Raw genomic sequence first — 17,663 nt, forward strand, 5'->3', positions numbered from 1 at the left:
AAAATTAAATATTATATATAGGGAGGAAAGTGTGTAAATGGAAGGATATTTAGAAGAAAATAAAAAAACACTAACTAATTTTTTGGCTATTGAAGAAGCTTCAAGATGTTTATTATGTTATGATGCTCCCTGCAGTAAAGCTTGTCCTGCAGGTACAGATCCAGGAAAGTTTATACGTTCACTTCGATTTAGAAATCTTAAAGGGGCTATAGAAACTATAAGAACGAATAATCCTTTAGGAGGAATATGTGCTAGGGTATGTCCTTATGATAAATATTGTGAGGGTGCTTGCAGTAGATGCGGTATAGATAAGCCTATAAGAATAGGGGACTTGCAGAGGTATTTAACAGATTATGAAAAAAATAGTAATATGAAAGTTATGGAAAAATCTAAATTAGATAAAGAAAAAGTAGCAGTAATAGGCTCAGGACCAAGTGGGCTTGCTGCAGCAGCTATTTTGTCACAAAAGGGGTATAAAGTTATAGTTTTTGAACAAAAGCAAATTTTAGGTGGATGGCTAAGTTATGGAATACCACCTAAAAGATTACCACAAGAGGTAGTTGAGAATGAAATAAATCATTTAAAAGATTTGGAAATTGAATTTAAAACTAATTGTAAAATAGGAAATCAAGTAAATATAGATAGTTTGAGAAAAGATGGATATAAGGCATTTTTACTTGCTTGTGGAATTCAAAAGTCCAAAGGTATAGATGTTAATGGAACTGAATTTGAAGGAGTTATAAATGGTGTAGATTTCTTATCAGAAGCAAAAGTAAAAAAAGGTAATATAAAAGTTGGCAGCCATGTAGTTGTTATAGGTGGTGGAGATGTAGCTATGGATTGTGCTTCTACAGCAAAACTTCTTGGTGCAGAAGATGTTAAAATCGTCTATAGAAGGACTATAGAAAAAATGCCTGCAAGTATTGAAGAAAGACAGTATGTTCAAGGTGCATTAAATATTCCTATATTTACAGGATTTAAACCAGTTGAAATCTTAGGAAAATCAGGAAAGGTAACAGCCATTAAAGCCAAAGGCATGTTTGATGATTCATCAATGGATCTTGAGGCAGATATGATTATAGTGGCTGTTGGGCAAGAAATTGATGATATGGATTCCATAATAGATGTTAAATTGGAAGATGTATTTACAGCTGGCGATATAGTTGAAAAGGATAAAACAGTTGTTCAATCTGCAGGCTCAGGAAAATTGGCAGCAGAAAGAATAGATGCATATTTGACAGAAATAAGGAACACAGATACAGGATTAGGTGAAGCAGCATCAGTTAAGGAGGGTTTAAAATAATGAAAAAAAAGGATCTATCCATAGATTTTTGTGGAGTAAAATGTGAAAATCCATTTTTCTTATCTTCCTCACCTGTTGGAAATAATTATGATATGTGTGCAAAGGCATTGGAAACTGGTTGGGGCGGTATAGTATTCAAAACTGTTGGTATTTTTATAGCAAATGAAGTTTCACCACGTTTTTCTGCATTAACTAAGGAATCTACACGATTTGTAGGATTTAAAAATATGGAAATGATAGCTGAGCATCCACTAGATTTTAATCTTGAACAAATGAGATTGCTTAAGAAAAATTACCCTAATAAGGTGCTAATAGCTTCTATAATGGGGGAAAATGAAGAAGAGTGGACTAAACTTGCAAAATCTGTTACTGAAGTAGGAGCAGACATTATAGAATGTAATTTCTCATGTCCTCAAATGACAAGTAGTGCTATGGGATCTGATGTAGGTCAAAATCCAGCATTAGTTAAAAAATATTCAGCAGCAGTAAGAAAAGGCACACATCTTCCAATTATTGCAAAGATGACACCTAACATAGGAAATATGGAGATGCCTGCAATAGGAGCAATAGAAGGTGGTGCTACTGGTATTTCAGCTATAAATACAATAAAATGTATAACAGGAATGGATTTGGATAAACTTGTTGGATTACCAATAGTAAATGGAAAGTCATCTATATCAGGGTATTCAGGAAAAGCCATAAAACCTATAGCATTAAGATTTATAGCTCAATTAGCAAAAGAGCCAAAGCTAAAAAATGTTCCTATAAGCGGAATAGGTGGAATTGAAAACTGGGAAGATGCTCTTGAATTTATATTACTTGGTGCAAGTAATGTTCAAGTCACTACAGCTATAATGCAATATGGATATAGAATAGTAGAGGATATGATAAGTGGATTATCTTATTATATGGAGGATAAAGGAATAGACAAGTTGCATCAATTAGTTGGAGCGGCCCTTAATAATATTGTTTCTGCTGAAGAATTAGATAGAGATTATATAGTATATCCAAATTATGAACAGGATAATTGTATTGGATGTGGTAGATGTTATATATCTTGTTATGATGGAGGACATCAAGCAGTAGTATGGGATGAAGAAAAAAGAAGGCCATCACTTAATAAGGACAATTGTGTAGGATGTCATTTATGTTCATTAGTATGCCCTATAGAAGGATGTATTACTAAAGGTGAATTGACATTTAAAAATGGTGCAGAAAGTAGAGAAATTTCTCTTTAATATATAAAATAAATAACCTGAAACTTAGTAAAAAGTTTCAGGTTAAAAATATTTATATGAATTCCTAATATATATTTTTTTATGGGTTAGATTATAAAGTGAAACTTATTTAAAATTTTTACTAAAATGTAATCTTACATATAAAAAGTTAGGAGGTATATAAAAAGTGTCTCATAAGGATAATAAAAACAGCAAAGATAACAAAAAAGCTGGAAAAAAGACTAAGAAAGAACTTGAAGATATGAAAATGGAAATTTCCAATGATATAGGATTTTCAAGCCAAACTAAAAAACTTGGAAAGGATAAGCCTAAAGAAGATTAGTATAATAATTAGAATGTGACGCAAATAAATTTGCGTCACAGTTTTTTTATTAAAGAAAATATCTTAGCTTATTTATTTTGAGTATACGTACTAATAAATAGCTAAGATATCTAACGGAGGATAGAACTATTGAGTATTTTTTTTTACGTAATAATTACAGCCAAATTATTATGATGTAAAAATTACTTATAAGTAAATTATACCATTAATTCTATGGATTAATAAAGTAAAATATCATATAAATAATTAATCTTATATTTATAAGTTATTCTGATAACTTTAATTTTAAGCTCTTAGTTGAACCATCTCTATACACTTCTAAGCTTATTTCATCACCAGGTTTGTGTTTTGATTTTATAGTATTCATACTATCTACGGATTTTACTGATTTACCATCAAATTTTGTAATTATATCTCCAGTTTGTAGACCAGCTTTTTCAGCAGGACTAAATTCTTCAACTTGAAGCACAGCAACTCCTTCAGGAACGTTATTTTGTTTAGCTACATCTGAAGAGATATCTCTACAAGAAATTCCTATTTTTAATATAGGTTTTAAAAGATTATCTATTTTAGGTTTAATTGAATCCATAGGAATTGCAAAGCCTAACCCTTCAACTCCACTTCCATTAATTTTTGCAGTATTTATACCTATTACTTGACCTTGAGAGTTTACCAAAGCACCACCACTGTTACCAGCATTTATAGCTGCATCTGTTTGTAGGAAAGTTTGTTTTGGACCATTGCTGCTTTCTTGTATTTCTCTATTCTTAGCACTTATAACACCAGTTGTTACAGAACCTAATAGTTCCTTGCCTAAAGGATTTCCTATAGCAACTACAGGATCACCAACTTGAAGAGCCTCTGAACTTCCAAGTTCAGCTACAGCAGGCATTTTTACGCTGCTATCAGTAACCTTTACTATTGCTAAATCCATATTTTGATCATAATTTACTATTTTTGCAGATACTTCTTTTTTATCATTAAGTATTACCTTTACTTGTTGAGCTCCATTTATAACATGAAAGTTTGTTAAAATATAACCTTCACTATTTATTATAATACCAGAACCCATACCTTCTTGTTTCTCAGCAAATCCATAATCATTTTGAGCTATACCTGTAGTAGAAACACCAACTACAGCAGGTCCAACCTTTTGAGCTATTTGAGCTACAGTTAAGGAACCTTTTGCAGATACAGTTGATGCATTAATATAATTTGTAGAAGTAGCAGTACTTCCACTTCCTTGCTTTAAGTTTTGATATAAAGGTGTATTTTTGAAAAAGTTCGAGTTAGGAAGATAATATAATGTAGCTGCAGTAGAAGCTGTTCCTGCTACAATACTACAAATCAATCCAACTATTACATAGGACACAAGTCCTCTTTTTATTTTTCCTTTATGCTTAAAAAACTTATTTTGAAAGTTATAGTTGTTATTACTGTTATTAAAATCCTTATCTTCACTGGTGTTGTTAGTATTAACTAATTGAAATTCATTTTTTTCATTATTTGAGTTATCCATGATAAGTACCTCCTTAGGTTTTTGTTGTACTATAGTTATTATACTAGAGTTATTTTGTGACATTTTTATGTCAAAATTATGAACACAATATAACTTTTCTGTATAATAATTGTTAATATATTTAAGAATTATTATACAAAATATATTGATATTTATTTCCCAAGGAATAAATACTATATGGTTGCTTAGGTATTTTAAAGAAAATTAATAATATTAATGATAAATAACTTAAAAATAAAAAAAGTAAATATGTTATTGAAATTTACCAAATAATAAGTAGGAGCTCCTTTGATTAAGGAGCTCTATTAATATCCAAAGTACTTTGAGGATTCCTTTTTTTCATTTCATCTTCATTAGTAACTATTGGTTTGCGAGGCCTTTTCTTTTCCGTTTTCTTTTCTTTTTTACTTTCAGTATGCATAAAAACAACCCCTTTCAATAATAATATGCTAACCACAAAAAACTTATTTATGCTATGAAAAAAATGTGATAACATATAATATGTGTTTGTAAATAATTTATAAAATTAAGAAGGTTTAATATGTATAAAGACGTTAAATTAGAAAAAAGTTATGATGTTCTTATGGAAAAAAACCGAAAGAAAAGTTATGGATGTTTTTATACACCAAATTATATTATAGATTATATTATAAAAAATACTTTTGATAATTTAGATGTTATAAAAACACCTTTTGTTAAAATTCTTGACCCTTCTTGTGGTTCAGGATATTTTTTAATTAAAGTAATTAAATTTTTGGTAGAGGACTTTACTAAAAATATTGATGCTTTGTCAAAGAAATATGAAGAAGAAGAATATATCATAAATGGAGATTGTAAGTTAAAAGGTAAAGATTATTGGAAAGTTGAGAATATAATTTTACATATAGTAAATCATTGTGTTTATGGTGCAGATATAGATTATAATGCAGTAGAAATATGCAAGCAAAATATTGTTTCCACTTGTGAAAATAGGAAAGGACTTATTTTAAATGTAGTTTGCTGCGATAGTTTAATTAAATGGGAAAAAGCATATATAAATAAAACAGAAAAGTCAAATTATTTGTGTGATTTTTGGAGTAAAAAATATGACTACATTGTAGGAAATCCCCCTTGGGTTTCTTTAAACAGAAAGAATAAGCAGTGCAAAGATATAGAGCTAATAAATTATTATATAAATGAATATGAGGGAAATATATATTTACCTAATTTATATGAGTATTTTCTTAAAAGATCCTTACAAGTGTTAAAAATGCATGGAAGAATTGGATTTGTACTGCCTGATAGACTCGCAAAAAATCTTCAATACAAAAATTTTAGAAAAAAAATAATTTTAAATTACAGTATAAAAAATCTTGCTTTTGAAATAACGTTTCCAAATATAAATACAGATGTAATGATCTTTGTATTAGAAAGAAGTTACAGCAAAGACAATGAAATAGATTTATATGTACATAAAAAGAGAAATTATAGAGTTTATCAAAGTCAATATTTAAAAAATGAAAATTATGAGTTTTTATATAACAGCAATAGTTTTAATTTAGATATTAAGAAAAGAATAGAGATGAACAGTAAATTCCTTGGAGACATATGCACAACTTTTACAGGGTTCATAGGAAATTCTAAAGAAATAAAAAAATATAGAGTAAATAGTAAGCAAATAAGTATACTAAAAGGAGAGAATATAACTAATTTTAAAATTTTAAGTAAGTTCTATTATGAATTTGAAAAGCAAAATATAAAGGGAGGAACTAGTAATATAAAAAAGTTGACCTATTCACCTAAAATAGTATTAAGAAAAACGGGGAATACTATAATTGCAGCTTTGGATGAGGATGGAACTGCTATAGAACAATCTCTGTATGGCATAATTAATTTAGATAAAAGATTTTCTTATAAGTATGTATTGGGCATATTAAATTCTAAATTAATGCAGTGGTATTATTCCAGTTTCCTTATAACAAATTCAAAGTCAATTCCTCAACTTAAAAAATATAGCTTAAATCAAATACCTATAAAGTTTTGCGATGCTAAGAGGCAGTATAAAATAGAAAATTTGGTAGATAAAATTAGTAAACAATATAATTTATATGAAAAGTTTAAGGATGAACTAGATAATGAAGTTTTTGATTTATATGAAGTAAGTGATAAGTATAGAGATAAATTGCTGTAAAAGTTTAATTATTCAAGAATTTACTGATGAATATATTTGCAATGTTCGTCCTGTGACGAATATTTTAAATGCAAGTGGAATACATAGTAAATTCTGAGTAGAACATTACATTAAAAAAGCATTCAAATATATTGACTTTATGCTTTATCAATGCTAACATATATAACGTAATATAATTAAATAGTCATCCGTATAATCTTGAAAATATGGTTCAAGAGTCTCTACCAGAATACCTTAAATATCTGACTATGGGTGGATCCGTGAAATTTATATTTAAAAAATTGAATTTCTGTTTTGGATTTACTTGAAATCTGAACAGAAATTTTTTTATTGAGGAGGAAAAATATGTATATGGAAAGATCTAATCCAGAAGAACCAAAGAAATCATTTTTAAATTCATTTTTTAAGTTGTCGGAGAACAATACCAATGTTAAAACAGAAATATTGGCCGGAATTACTACATTTATTACTATGGCATATATAATTTTCGTAAATCCTTCAATACTTATGCAGGCAGGAATGAATTCAAAAGGACTTGTGGGAGATGCAGCAGTAAAAGCTGGACTATCAGCTATTAATGATCCAGTTGTAGCTTCAGTATTTGGAGCTACTTGTATAGCAGCAGCAGTTGGTACATTAGTAATGGCTCTTTATGCTAACCTTCCTTTTGCTCAAGCGCCAGGAATGGGACTTAATGCATTCTTTACTTATAGTGTATGTTTAACTTTAGGATATACATGGCAGCAAGCTTTAGCAGCTGTATTCGTATCAGGAGTACTTTTTATAATAATTACAGTTACTTCAATAAGAGAAAAAATAGTTGACGCATTACCACATAATTTAAAACTTGCAATTTCAGGTGGTATAGGATTGTTTGTAGCACTTGTAGGTTTAAAAGGCGGCGGAATAATAGTAGCAAGCAGTAGTACATTAGTAACCTTTGGAAAGTTTACAGATCCTCATGTTTTAGTAACAGTTATAGGTATAGCAATAACTGGAATTTTAATGGCAAGAGGAATTAAAGGTTCAATATTAATAGGTATAATACTTACTACTATAGTTGGAATTCCTTTTGGTGTAACACACCTTGCAGGTGTAAAAATAATAAGTGCACCTCCATCTTTAGCACCAACATTATTTGCATTCGATTTTAAAGGACTTTTAGGATTGGGAAAAGCAGGAATGCTTGGAGCTTTTACAAGTTTAATTATGGTTGTTATAACTTTTAGTTTAGTAGATTTATTTGATACTATCGGAACTTTAGTTGGAACTGCACAAAAAGCTAATATGCTAGATAAAGACGGAAAAGTTAAGAATATGCATAAAGCTCTTCTATCAGACGCAGTAGCAACTACAGTAGGCTCATTGCTTGGAACAAGTACAGTAGTAACTTATGTTGAATCCACATCAGGAGTATCAGAAGGTGGAAGAACAGGATTAACATCTTTTACAACTGCTGTATTATTTATACTAGCATTATTCTTTGGAGGACTTGTAGGTGTAGTTCCATCAGAAGCTACAGCACCAGCACTTGTAATAGTTGGAGTCCTTATGATTGGAGCTATAACAAAAATTAATTTTGAAGATTTTACAGAAGCTCTTCCAGCCTTTTTCACTATAGCTATCATGCCCTTTAGTTACAGTATAGCTAATGGTATAGCAGCAGGAATAATATTTTATCCTATAGTAAAAATAGCAACTGGAAAATCAAAAGAAGTTCACCCTATAGTATATGTACTTGCTTTATTGTTTATATTAAGATTTACATTACTTCCATAAGAAAATTTAAATATTTTAGAGTATATAAATATGTAATTACTCATATTTATATACTCTATTTTTATTTTTTGTATAAGTACATATTAATAATATATTAAATTATCTATATTTTGGTTGAACTGGTATGTTGAATAAATTACTATTAATGAAAAGGGAATTATGGGGGGAATTATGATTAAAATTAAAAAGTTTATTTTATGGGGAATAGCAGTAATAACAGTTTGTGTCATAGTTTTTGCTTTTCAAGTTATTTATTTTGGACAAAGTGCAAAACCTGAAAAATCTGATTGTATAATTGTATTAGGATGTAAGGTTTATGGGAGTACTCCAAGTCCTTTTCTTATTTGGAGAACAGATGAAGGATTTAGGCTGTTTAAAGAAGGGTATGGCAAGTATTTAATAGTGTCTGGTGGAAAAGGCGAAGGTGAGAGTATATCTGAGGCTGAGGCTATGAAAAGATATTTAGTTTCTAAAGGTGTAGATTCTTCTAAGATAATATTAGAAGATAAGTCAGCATCAACTATGGCTAATTTAATAAATTCAAAAAGTATAATGGAAAAAAAGAATTTAAAAACAGCCATTATAGTATCGAATAAATATCACTTAAAAAGAGCCTCTCTCATGGCTGCCGGCGAAGGAATAAAAGCAAGTTATTCTGGTGTTTTTGTTAAAACTTATAAATCAGATGAATTTGTTGGATACCTTAGGGAAGTTCCTGCTCTTATGAAGTATTATTTTTTAAAAGCTTATTTTAAAATATTTTAAATAAAAAAGGAAATTTTCAGAAAACATAGAATATATAAAATATAGTAAAATATGTATGCTTAGTTAAAAACTAATACTAAGAACAATAAATTAGGAGGTAATACTGATGGGCAAAGTTTATTACTGCGTGGAATGCAAAAGAGTAATAGAAAATGACAAGGTATGTGATTATTGTAAAAGTGAAAATTTGAAACAACTTACAATTAAAGCTCCTGTAAATGTTATTGGAACTAAAGTAAAAGGAAAGGTTTTTAAACTTAAAGATGGAAAAGTAGATATTTTAATAAGAAATGAAGCTAACGAGAAACTTTTAAAAGAATATGAACCTGCACAATTAAAGAAACTATTGTAATTTTGAATAAAAAAGAGGCTATTTGTAAAATGGCCTCTTTTAGTATGCATAAACTTAATTTGCTTAATAAATCCACTTTTGCACATACAAAAGGTGAGTAATTAAGTTTTGGTTTTTATACACGGTTGAACTATGATAAAATATAAATAATCATAGTACATATATAATTTTAAAAAGGGGGATTTTCACTTGAGATATGATTTGATTTTTAAAGATGATGTTGAAGTTGATACAGAATATCCAGCCTGTATAAAAACAGTAATTTTGAGAAGTGAAGAGAAGAGATGTTTAGGTTCAATGTACATAGCACAGGGGAAAGGTCCACACCCTACTATAAATTTACTTCATGGATTTCCGGGATATGAACAAAATATTGATTTGGCACAGGTTTTAAGACGTATAGGATATAATGTACTTATATTTCACTACAGAGGTTCTTGGGGAAGTAGTGGTAATTATTCTTTTAATAATATACTTGAGGATGTACAAGTATCTATGGAATTTTTAAATTCAGAAGAAGCGTTAAATGAATATGGAGTAGATAAAAACAAGATAACTCTTGTAGGTCATAGTATGGGAGGATTTGCTACTTTAATGACTGCGGCTAAAAGTTCTCAAATAAGAGCTGCGATATCTATATCAGGATTTAATTTAGGAGCTTTTGCTGAAGATATTGAAGACAGTAAAGAAAAAATAAGTAAATCAATAGAGGAATGGATAGAAAATATATATCCCCTTAATGCAACATGTGCTAAAAGATTAGTCAATGAAGCTTTAAATAATCTGCATAATTATAATGTTATAAATTATGCAGATAATCTATCTAAGATATCATTGTTATTAGTTGCAGGAACTAGGGATAAGGATGCTCCTCTATGCATTCACCATACCCCATTAGTAAATGCATTAAGGGAAAAGAATCCTGAAGATTTAGAAGAAATTATATTGGATTCAGACCATGCCTTTTCAGATAAAAGAATTTCGCTTATTCAAGGGATAGTTTCATGGCTTGAAAAACATCAATAACACATTGATACATTAATTTATGTCCAAGAGCAGTTGGATGAAGACCGTCTACATATAACTCTCTTGGATCTTTATTTTTTAGGGCTTCTTTAAAACATTTATGAAAGTCTATATAGTTTATTTTGGATTTATTACAAAAGTCCATTATCCAATGCCTATAATCTTCTTCTATGCTATTTACTAAGTCGTAATTTACATCTCCACTCCACTTTTTTTCTGCCAATACAGCATCTATAGGAGGCTCTATACCTACTATTGGCACAATATTATAGTTTAAAGCTTCCTTTAATAATTCTTCTAAGTTGTCCTTTACCATATTTAATTTACGTTCACACATAAAATCATTGCATCCACCCATGATAATTACATGAGAAGGATTAAGACTAATTACATCTTCATAAGACCTAGATAGCATTCCAGCAGTAGTATCTCCGTTTACGCCTTTGTTTATAATTTCTATTTCAAATTTATTATTCAATAGTGTTACCCAACAATCTTTTTTAAAAACTCCATAGCCAAATGTAATACTATCACCTATACATACTAATTTCATATAGACAAATCCTTTCTTTTTAAATTATTTTTTTGAAGATGCCTTAAGTTCCATAAGAAGTTCTTGCTGTTTTAGAATTTGTTGTTGAATGGACCAAGCATTGGCACCATAAATAAAGCTGTTATTTAAAATATTTTTTAAATTTGTCTGGCTTTCACTGGTTAATGAATTTAAAATATTTTCCTGATGAACTTCAGGTATAGAATAAAAAACTTCTTTTATTTCTTCATTGAAAGCTTTTAAATTACTTGTTAATTCTTCTGTCCTTTTCTTGAAATTATTTTTACATACAAAAAGTGATGCTGCAACTATAAATATAAAAAAAATTAAAATGCCCATTAAAATACCTTCCTTAAATTTGTTAAGTATATTATAGCAAAGTTGGAACATTGATGTTAAGCTTTTATTTTTAATGTTAAATTTTGTGTTATAATCTATAGTTCGTAATGGTACGAACTATAAAACTTGAAATTAAGATAAAAAACTACAAAAATACGAATATTTTTATATATTGTGATGAAAACATATTGATTTTTAAAAAATAATATGCTACCATGAATACGTAAGATGAATAAAACATCCATATAATCCTGATAATAAGGTTCGGGAGTTTCTACTAGGGAACCGTTAATTTCCTTTCTATGGGTTAATCTGAAGAATATGATACTTTTAGTTTTTTCTGAAGGTATCTTTAAAATTCTGCTGCCAGATTCCCTGTGAATTGGTGGTGGAATTTTTTATTAATATATATTAAAAATGAGGAGGAACTTTAATGAAAGTTGCTATTATTTTTGGAAGTAAGTCGGATACAGAAAAAATGAAGGGAGCTGCTAATGCATTAAAAGAGTTTGGTATAGAGTATAAAGCTTACATACTCTCAGCGCATAGGGTCCCAGAAAAACTTATGGAAACAATTAAAAATATAGAAAATGAAGGTTGTGAATGTATAATAGCAGGAGCAGGTCTTGCAGCTCATTTGCCAGGGGTTATAGCCTCACATACAATTCTTCCTGTCATAGGAGTCCCTATTAATGCAGCAATAGGTGGAATGGATTCACTTTTAGCTATAGTTCAAATGCCAAAATCAATTCCAGTAGCAACAGTAGGTATTAACAATAGTTATAATGCTGGAATGCTTGCAGTTCAAATGTTATCTTTAAAATATCCAGAAATTAAAGAAAAACTTAAAAAATATAGAAAAGATATGAAAGAAAAATTTATAAAAGATAATGAAGAGGGAGTGGAGTTATAAAATGGAAAAGAGAGAAATGATATACGAAGGAAAAGCTAAGAAGGTATATGCTACAGATGATAAGGATAAGGTAGTTGTTTATTATAAAGATGATGCTACAGCTTTTAATGGTGAGAAAAAAGGACAAATAGAAGATAAAGGAGTTATGAACAATTCAATTACTTCAGCATTATTTGAACTTTTAGAGAAAAATGGAGTGAAAACTCACTTTGAAAAGAAATTAAACGAAAGAGAACAACTTTGCAAAAAAGTAGAAATAGTTCCTCTTGAAGTTATAGTAAGAAATGTTGCAGCTGGAAGTATGGCTAAAAGATACGGTTTAGAAGAAGGATTTGAACTTAAAACTACAGTATTAGAATTAAGCTATAAAAATGATGATTTAGGAGATCCTCTTATCAATGACTATCATGCAGTAGCTATGGGAATTACAACTTTTGATGAATTGAAAACTATATATGCTATGGCATCAAAGGTTAATGACGTTTTAAAGGAATTCTTCTTAAAACAAAATATAAAATTAATAGATTTTAAATTAGAGTTCGGAAGATTTAATGGAGAAATACTTTTAGCAGATGAAATATCACCAGATACATGCAGATTCTGGGATGCAAAGACTAATGAAAAATTAGATAAAGATAGATTTAGAAGAGATCTTGGTAATGTAAAAGAAGCTTATATCGAAATATTAAACAGAATAGGTGCAAACAACTAGTAAACTTATCTAGTACTATTTAAAAATTAAAAAAGAGGGGAATCTTATAATGTGCAATTTAAAAGAATGTATTAATAAGTCTTTAGTATTTGATTTAGAAGAAGATAAATTCAAAGATGAATGTGGTGTTTTTGGTATTTTTTCACCAGATAATTTAGACGTGGCATCTATAACTTACTATGGACTTTATGCACTTCAACATAGAGGACAAGAAAGTGCTGGAATAGCTACATCAGATGGCAAGGAATTAAAATGTTATAAAGATATGGGTCTTGTTTCAGATGTATTTAATCAAAATGTAATAAAGGATTTAGAAGGAATAAGCGCAATAGGTCATGTTAGATATTCTACTACTGGTTCAAGTAATGCAAACAATGCGCAGCCTCTAGTTGTAAAATATAAACTAGGTTCCCTTGCAATTGCCCACAATGGAAATTTAGTTAATACGGATATAATAAGAGAACTTTTAGAAGAGGGAGGATCTGTTTTTCAGACTTCCATTGATACAGAAGTAATTCTAAATTTAATAGCTAAGGGTGCAAAAAAAGGTATAGAAACAGCAGTAGTTAATGCTATACAGGCAGTAAAAGGATCTTATGCAATTGTGCTTTTAACTCAAGATAAACTTATAGGAGTACGTGATCCAAATGGTATAAGACCACTTTGTATAGGTAAGATAAATGATAGCTATATATTATCTTCTGAAAGCTGTGCACTTGATTCTGTAGGAGCAGAATTTATAAGAGATGTAGAACCTGGTGAAATTGTAATTATAGATAAAGAAGGAATTAGATCTATAAATTTTGCAGAAAAAACAAAGTGCGAAACTTGTTGTTTTGAATATATATATTTTGCAAGACCAGATAGTACTATAGATGGTATAAATGTTTATAGTTCAAGAGTAAAAACAGGTAAAAAGCTATATGAAGAATGTCCAGCAGAAGCAGATATAGTTATAGGAGTACCTGATTCCGGTATACCAGCAGCTGTAGGATATGCAGAAGCTTCAGGAATACCTTATGGAACAGGATTTATAAAAAATAAGTATGTAGGAAGAACATTTATAACTCCTTCACAAGAATTAAGAGAAAGAGCAGTTTCAGTTAAACTTAATCCTTTAAAGGTAAATGTAGAAGGTAAGAGAGTTGTAATTGTTGATGATTCTATAGTAAGAGGAACTACAAGTAGAAAATTAGTGGAAGCTTTGAGAAAGGCCGGAGCTAAGGAAGTTCATTTTAGAGTTTCGTCACCTGTAGTAAAATATCCTTGTTATTTTGGAATAGATACTCCTTATAGAAGTGAACTAATAGGAGCTCATGCTGAAATAGAAGAAATAAGACAGGAAATAGGTTCAGATAGTTTAGGTTATGTAAGTATTCCAGGACTTTTAGAGGCTCTAGATATAAACAAAGGTTTTTGTCTTGGATGCTTTAGCGGAGTTTATCCAGTATCAGCTCCTATGGAGCAAGCTAAGAACCATTTAGAATAAATAGGAGATACTTATAGTATCTCCATTCTTGAATTAAATAAAATTTTGAGGGGTGCAGTTATGATAACATATAAAGATTCAGGTGTTAATATAGAAGAAGGATATGAATCAGTAAAACTCATTAAAGATCATGCAGCAAAAACTTTTATACCAGGCGTATTAAATAATCTTGGAAGCTTTGCAGGTATGTTTGAAATTGGAAAATATAAAAATCCTATTCTTGTTTCAGGAACAGATGGTGTTGGAACAAAGCTTGAATTAGCTTTTAAAAGTAAAAAATATGATACTGTAGGAATTGATTGTGTGGCTATGTGTGTAAATGATATATTGTGTCATGGTGCAAAGCCCATATTTTTCCTTGACTATATAGCTTGTGGAAAATTAGAAGCAAATGTTGCTGCAGACTTGGTTAAGGGTGTATCAGATGGCTGTCTTCAAGGTGGCTGCGCTCTAATAGGGGGCGAAACTGCAGAAATGCCAGGCTTCTATCCAGATGGAGAATATGATATGGCAGGATTTGCTGTAGGTATAGTTGAAAAAGACGCTGTAATAGATGGAAGTAAAATAGAAGATGGAGATGCCTTAATAGGTATAGCTTCAAGTGGTCCTCACAGTAATGGATATTCATTAATCAGAAAGCTTATTAAAAACTATGATGAAGATTTTAATGGCAAGAAAATAGGTGATGTATTATTAACACCTACTAAAATATATGTTAAACCTGTATTAAAGCTTATGGAGAAATTTGATATAAGAGGAATGGCTCATATTACAGGCGGCGGTTTTTATGAAAACATACCAAGAATGTTTAAAGAAGACTTTACATCTGTTATAGATAAAAACAGTTTTGAAGTACCTGAAATATTTAAACACATAATAGAGCTAGGCGTAGATGAAGATCATATGTTTAATACTTATAACATGGGTATAGGTTTTGTTTTATGCGTAAAGAACGAAGATGTAGAAGGAATTATCAAAGAACTAGATACTATGGGTGAAAAAGCGTATAAAATTGGATATGTTGAAAAGGGAGATAAAAAAGTATGTTTAAAATAGGAGTGCTTGTATCTGGTGGTGGTACAGATCTCCAATCAATTATAGATGCAGTAAACACTGGATACTTAACAAATTGTAGTATTGAAGCAGTTGTTAGTGATAGAGAAGGTATATATGCTTTAGAAAGAGCAAAAAACAATAATATAAATGCTTATGTAATTGAAAGAAAAATATACAAAGGTGCTGTTTCTGACGAAATACTTAAATTACTTTATGGAAAAGTAGATTTAATAGTTTGTGCAGGATGGTTATCTATACTTAAAGGTGAGCTTATAGAAAAATTTCAAAATAAAATAATAAACATACATCCTTCATTGATACCAGCATTTTGTGGAAATGGTATGTATGGAATGAAAGTTCATGAGTGTGCATTAGAATATGGTGTAAAAGTATCAGGCTGTACAGTACATTTTGTTGATAATGGAACAGATAGTGGTCCAATAATTTTGCAAAAAACTGTACCTGTATATGCAGAAGATAGTGCAGAAGAATTACAAAAGAGAATTTTAGCGGAGGAACATAAAGCTCTTCCAGAGGCAGTAAAACTTATTTCTGAAGGTAAAGTTAAAGTAAATGGAAGAATAGTTACAATAAAATAATAATTAAAATTGGAGGTATATATAATGTTAAAGCGTGCTTTGATAAGTGTTTTTAACAAGGAAGGTGTATTAGATTTAGCTAAATTTTTAGTTGATAGAGAGGTTGAAATACTTTCTACTGGTGGTACATACAAACATTTAAAGGAAAACAATATACCTGTAACAGAAGTTTCGGATGTAACTGGATTTGAAGAAATATTAGATGGAAGAGTAAAAACTCTACATCCATTTATTCATGGTGGAATTTTAGCTATAAGAGATAATAAAGAACATATGGCAACTATAGAGAAAAAGGGAATAAAACCAATTGACATGGTGGTTGTAAACTTATATCCTTTCTTTGATAAAGTAAAGGAAGATCTAGAATTTCAAGAAAAAGTTGAATTCATAGATATCGGCGGACCTACTATGATAAGAGCTGCTGCTAAAAATTTTCAAGATGTTATAGTATTAACAGATGTTAATGATTATGCAAATGTTATGAAGCAGATAGAAGAAAATGGTGATGTAGATTTTAATTCAAGAAAGAAATTTGCTGGAAAAGTATTTAATCTTATGTCTGCTTATGATGGAGCTATAAGTAACTTTTTGTTAGCAGAAGAAGAATATCCTGAATATTTGTCAGTTTCATATAAAAAATCTATGAATTTAAGATATGGAGAAAATCCACATCAAAGTGCAGCATATTACACTTCTACTGCAGAAAAAGGTTCCATGAAGGATTTTGTACAGTTAAATGGAAAAGAGTTATCTTACAATAATATAAAAGATATGGATATAGCATGGAAAGTAGTAAATGAATTTGAAGAAATAGCATGTTGTGCTGTAAAGCATAATACACCTTGTGGTGCAGCTATAGCAGATAATGTATATGATGCTTATATGAAGACTTTTGAATGTGATGATACTTCAATATTTGGAGGAATTGTAGCAGTCAATAGAACTTTAGATAAGAAAACAGCAGAAGAATTAGTAAAGATATTCCTTGAAATAGTTATTGCTCCTGAATTTGATGAGGATGCTTTAGAAGTTCTAAAAACTAAAAAGAATTTAAGAATTATAAAGAGTGATATAAAACCTCAAAGCAAAGTTGAATTTGCAAAGGTAGACGGAGGAATTTTAGTTCAATCATCTGATGATAAATTAGTAGATGAAGTAAAAGTAGTAACAGAAAAAGCTCCAACAGATGCGGAAATGAAGGACTTAATGTTTGGAATGAAAGTATGTAAATACGTTAAATCCAATGCTATCGTTGTAGTTAAAGATGGTGCTGCAAAAGGAATAGGCGGCGGACAGGTTAATAGAATTTGGCCAGCTTGTGACGCTTTAAAGAGAGCTGGAGATGGAGTAGTTCTTGCTTCAGATGCATTTTTCCCATTTGGAGATATAGTTGAAGAAGCTGCAAAATACGGAATAAAAGCTATAATTCAACCAGGTGGTTCTTTAAAGGATGATTTATCTATAGAGGGCTGTAATAAAAATGGAATAGCTATGGTATTTACAGGTGTAAGACACTTTAAACACTAAT

General features: G+C 29.8%; 18 protein-coding genes and 2 riboswitches. Of the genes, 14 read left to right on the plus strand and 4 right to left on the minus strand.

The features are described 5' to 3' along the window. Positions 1–37 precede the first annotated feature (37 nt). The 3 genes from Q6H37_RS03605 (at position 38) to Q6H37_RS03615 (ending at position 2,863) form a co-directional block, all read left to right on the plus strand. A complete protein-coding gene (locus Q6H37_RS03605) occupies positions 38–1,303 on the plus strand; it encodes an FAD-dependent oxidoreductase (RefSeq protein ID WP_318739217.1) in 1,266 nt (421 codons plus the stop codon). Next, positions 1,303–2,541 (plus strand): NAD-dependent dihydropyrimidine dehydrogenase subunit PreA, encoded by a 1,239-nt coding sequence (gene preA, locus Q6H37_RS03610; protein WP_318739218.1) that lies wholly within the window; start codon positions 1,303–1,305, stop codon positions 2,539–2,541. Before Q6H37_RS03605 ends, preA begins: the two co-directional genes overlap by 1 nt. A gap of 166 nt (positions 2,542–2,707) precedes the next feature. Continuing rightward, a complete protein-coding gene (locus Q6H37_RS03615; RefSeq protein ID WP_318739219.1) occupies positions 2,708–2,863 on the plus strand; it encodes a small, acid-soluble spore protein, alpha/beta type in 156 nt (51 codons plus the stop codon). Positions 2,864–3,128: 265 nt separating this feature from the next. Here the strand turns inward: Q6H37_RS03615 and Q6H37_RS03620 are convergent, their stop codons facing one another. Further along, positions 3,129–4,382, minus strand: a complete 1,254-nt coding sequence (locus tag Q6H37_RS03620; RefSeq protein WP_318739220.1) for a S1C family serine protease — start codon at positions 4,380–4,382, stop codon at positions 3,129–3,131. A 292-nt stretch (positions 4,383–4,674) separates the two neighbouring features. Further along, positions 4,675–4,803, minus strand: coding sequence for a hypothetical protein (locus tag Q6H37_RS03625; protein WP_318739221.1), 129 nt, complete (start codon positions 4,801–4,803; stop codon positions 4,675–4,677). Between the two features lie 120 nt (positions 4,804–4,923). Here Q6H37_RS03625 and Q6H37_RS03630 point away from each other — a divergent pair, with 120 nt between their 5' ends. The 5 genes from Q6H37_RS03630 (at position 4,924) to Q6H37_RS03650 (ending at position 10,474) form a co-directional block, all read left to right on the plus strand. Next, positions 4,924–6,552, plus strand: a complete 1,629-nt coding sequence (locus tag Q6H37_RS03630) for a TaqI-like C-terminal specificity domain-containing protein (protein WP_318739222.1) — start codon at positions 4,924–4,926, stop codon at positions 6,550–6,552. A 168-nt stretch (positions 6,553–6,720) separates the two neighbouring features. Continuing rightward, a riboswitch (purine riboswitch) is annotated at positions 6,721–6,821 on the plus strand. 76 nt (positions 6,822–6,897) lie between these two features. Further along, on the plus strand, positions 6,898–8,331 hold the full coding sequence (locus Q6H37_RS03635) for an NCS2 family permease (RefSeq protein ID WP_318739223.1): 1,434 nt from the start codon (positions 6,898–6,900) through the stop codon (positions 8,329–8,331). Between the two features lie 171 nt (positions 8,332–8,502). Beyond that, entirely contained in the window at positions 8,503–9,096 is a 594-nt protein-coding gene (locus tag Q6H37_RS03640) for a YdcF family protein (protein ID WP_318739224.1), read from the plus strand. 106 nt (positions 9,097–9,202) lie between these two features. Further along, the gene (locus Q6H37_RS03645; protein ID WP_007062859.1) at positions 9,203–9,448 is read left to right on the plus strand and encodes a hypothetical protein; all 246 of its coding nucleotides are present in this window, start codon (positions 9,203–9,205) and stop codon (positions 9,446–9,448) included. 189 nt (positions 9,449–9,637) lie between these two features. Beyond that, positions 9,638–10,474, plus strand: a complete 837-nt coding sequence (locus Q6H37_RS03650) for an alpha/beta hydrolase family protein (RefSeq protein WP_318739225.1) — start codon at positions 9,638–9,640, stop codon at positions 10,472–10,474. Here Q6H37_RS03650 and Q6H37_RS03655 read toward each other — a convergent pair. Together Q6H37_RS03655 and Q6H37_RS03660 are read right to left on the minus strand one after the other, a co-directional pair. Further along, on the minus strand, positions 10,434–11,027 hold the full coding sequence (locus Q6H37_RS03655; protein WP_318739226.1) for a GDSL-type esterase/lipase family protein: 594 nt from the start codon (positions 11,025–11,027) through the stop codon (positions 10,434–10,436). The two genes, Q6H37_RS03650 and Q6H37_RS03655, sit on opposite strands and share 41 nt — an antisense overlap. Positions 11,028–11,051: 24 nt before the next feature. Then, positions 11,052–11,366: a hypothetical protein gene (locus tag Q6H37_RS03660; RefSeq protein WP_318739227.1), complete on the minus strand. Its 315-nt coding sequence runs from the start codon at positions 11,364–11,366 to the stop codon at positions 11,052–11,054. Between the two features lie 221 nt (positions 11,367–11,587). Further along, positions 11,588–11,689: riboswitch (purine riboswitch) on the plus strand. Positions 11,690–11,799: 110 nt separating this feature from the next. On the opposite strand from Q6H37_RS03660, the gene purE reads away from it, so the two are divergent. Genes purE through purH form a run of 6 tightly spaced genes read left to right on the plus strand, consistent with a single transcriptional unit; the run spans position 11,800 to position 17,662 of the window. Beyond that, a complete protein-coding gene (purE, locus tag Q6H37_RS03665) occupies positions 11,800–12,279 on the plus strand; it encodes a 5-(carboxyamino)imidazole ribonucleotide mutase (protein ID WP_318739228.1) in 480 nt (159 codons plus the stop codon). 1 nt (position 12,280) lies between these two features. Further along, positions 12,281–12,991, plus strand: a complete 711-nt coding sequence (purC, locus tag Q6H37_RS03670) for a phosphoribosylaminoimidazolesuccinocarboxamide synthase (RefSeq protein ID WP_318739229.1) — start codon at positions 12,281–12,283, stop codon at positions 12,989–12,991. Positions 12,992–13,040: 49 nt separating this feature from the next. Then, a complete protein-coding gene (purF, locus tag Q6H37_RS03675; protein ID WP_318739230.1) occupies positions 13,041–14,480 on the plus strand; it encodes an amidophosphoribosyltransferase in 1,440 nt (479 codons plus the stop codon). A gap of 60 nt (positions 14,481–14,540) precedes the next feature. Beyond that, complete coding sequence (gene purM, locus Q6H37_RS03680) at positions 14,541–15,536, plus strand: phosphoribosylformylglycinamidine cyclo-ligase (RefSeq protein WP_318739231.1); 996 nt, start codon at positions 14,541–14,543, stop codon at positions 15,534–15,536. Then, entirely contained in the window at positions 15,524–16,135 is a 612-nt protein-coding gene (gene purN / locus Q6H37_RS03685) for a phosphoribosylglycinamide formyltransferase (RefSeq protein ID WP_318739232.1), read from the plus strand. Before purM ends, purN begins: the two co-directional genes overlap by 13 nt. Positions 16,136–16,159: 24 nt before the next feature. Further along, positions 16,160–17,662 carry a bifunctional phosphoribosylaminoimidazolecarboxamide formyltransferase/IMP cyclohydrolase gene (gene purH / locus Q6H37_RS03690; protein ID WP_318739233.1) on the plus strand — a complete coding sequence of 501 codons (1,503 nt, stop codon included), beginning with the start codon at positions 16,160–16,162 and terminating at the stop codon, positions 17,660–17,662. The last annotated feature ends 1 nt before the right edge of the window (position 17,663 follow it).

Origin of the sequence: Clostridium sp. JS66, assembly GCF_033561535.1 — a bacterium.
In the GTDB taxonomy this organism is placed as follows: domain Bacteria; phylum Bacillota; class Clostridia; order Clostridiales; family Clostridiaceae; genus Clostridium_AM; species Clostridium_AM carboxidivorans.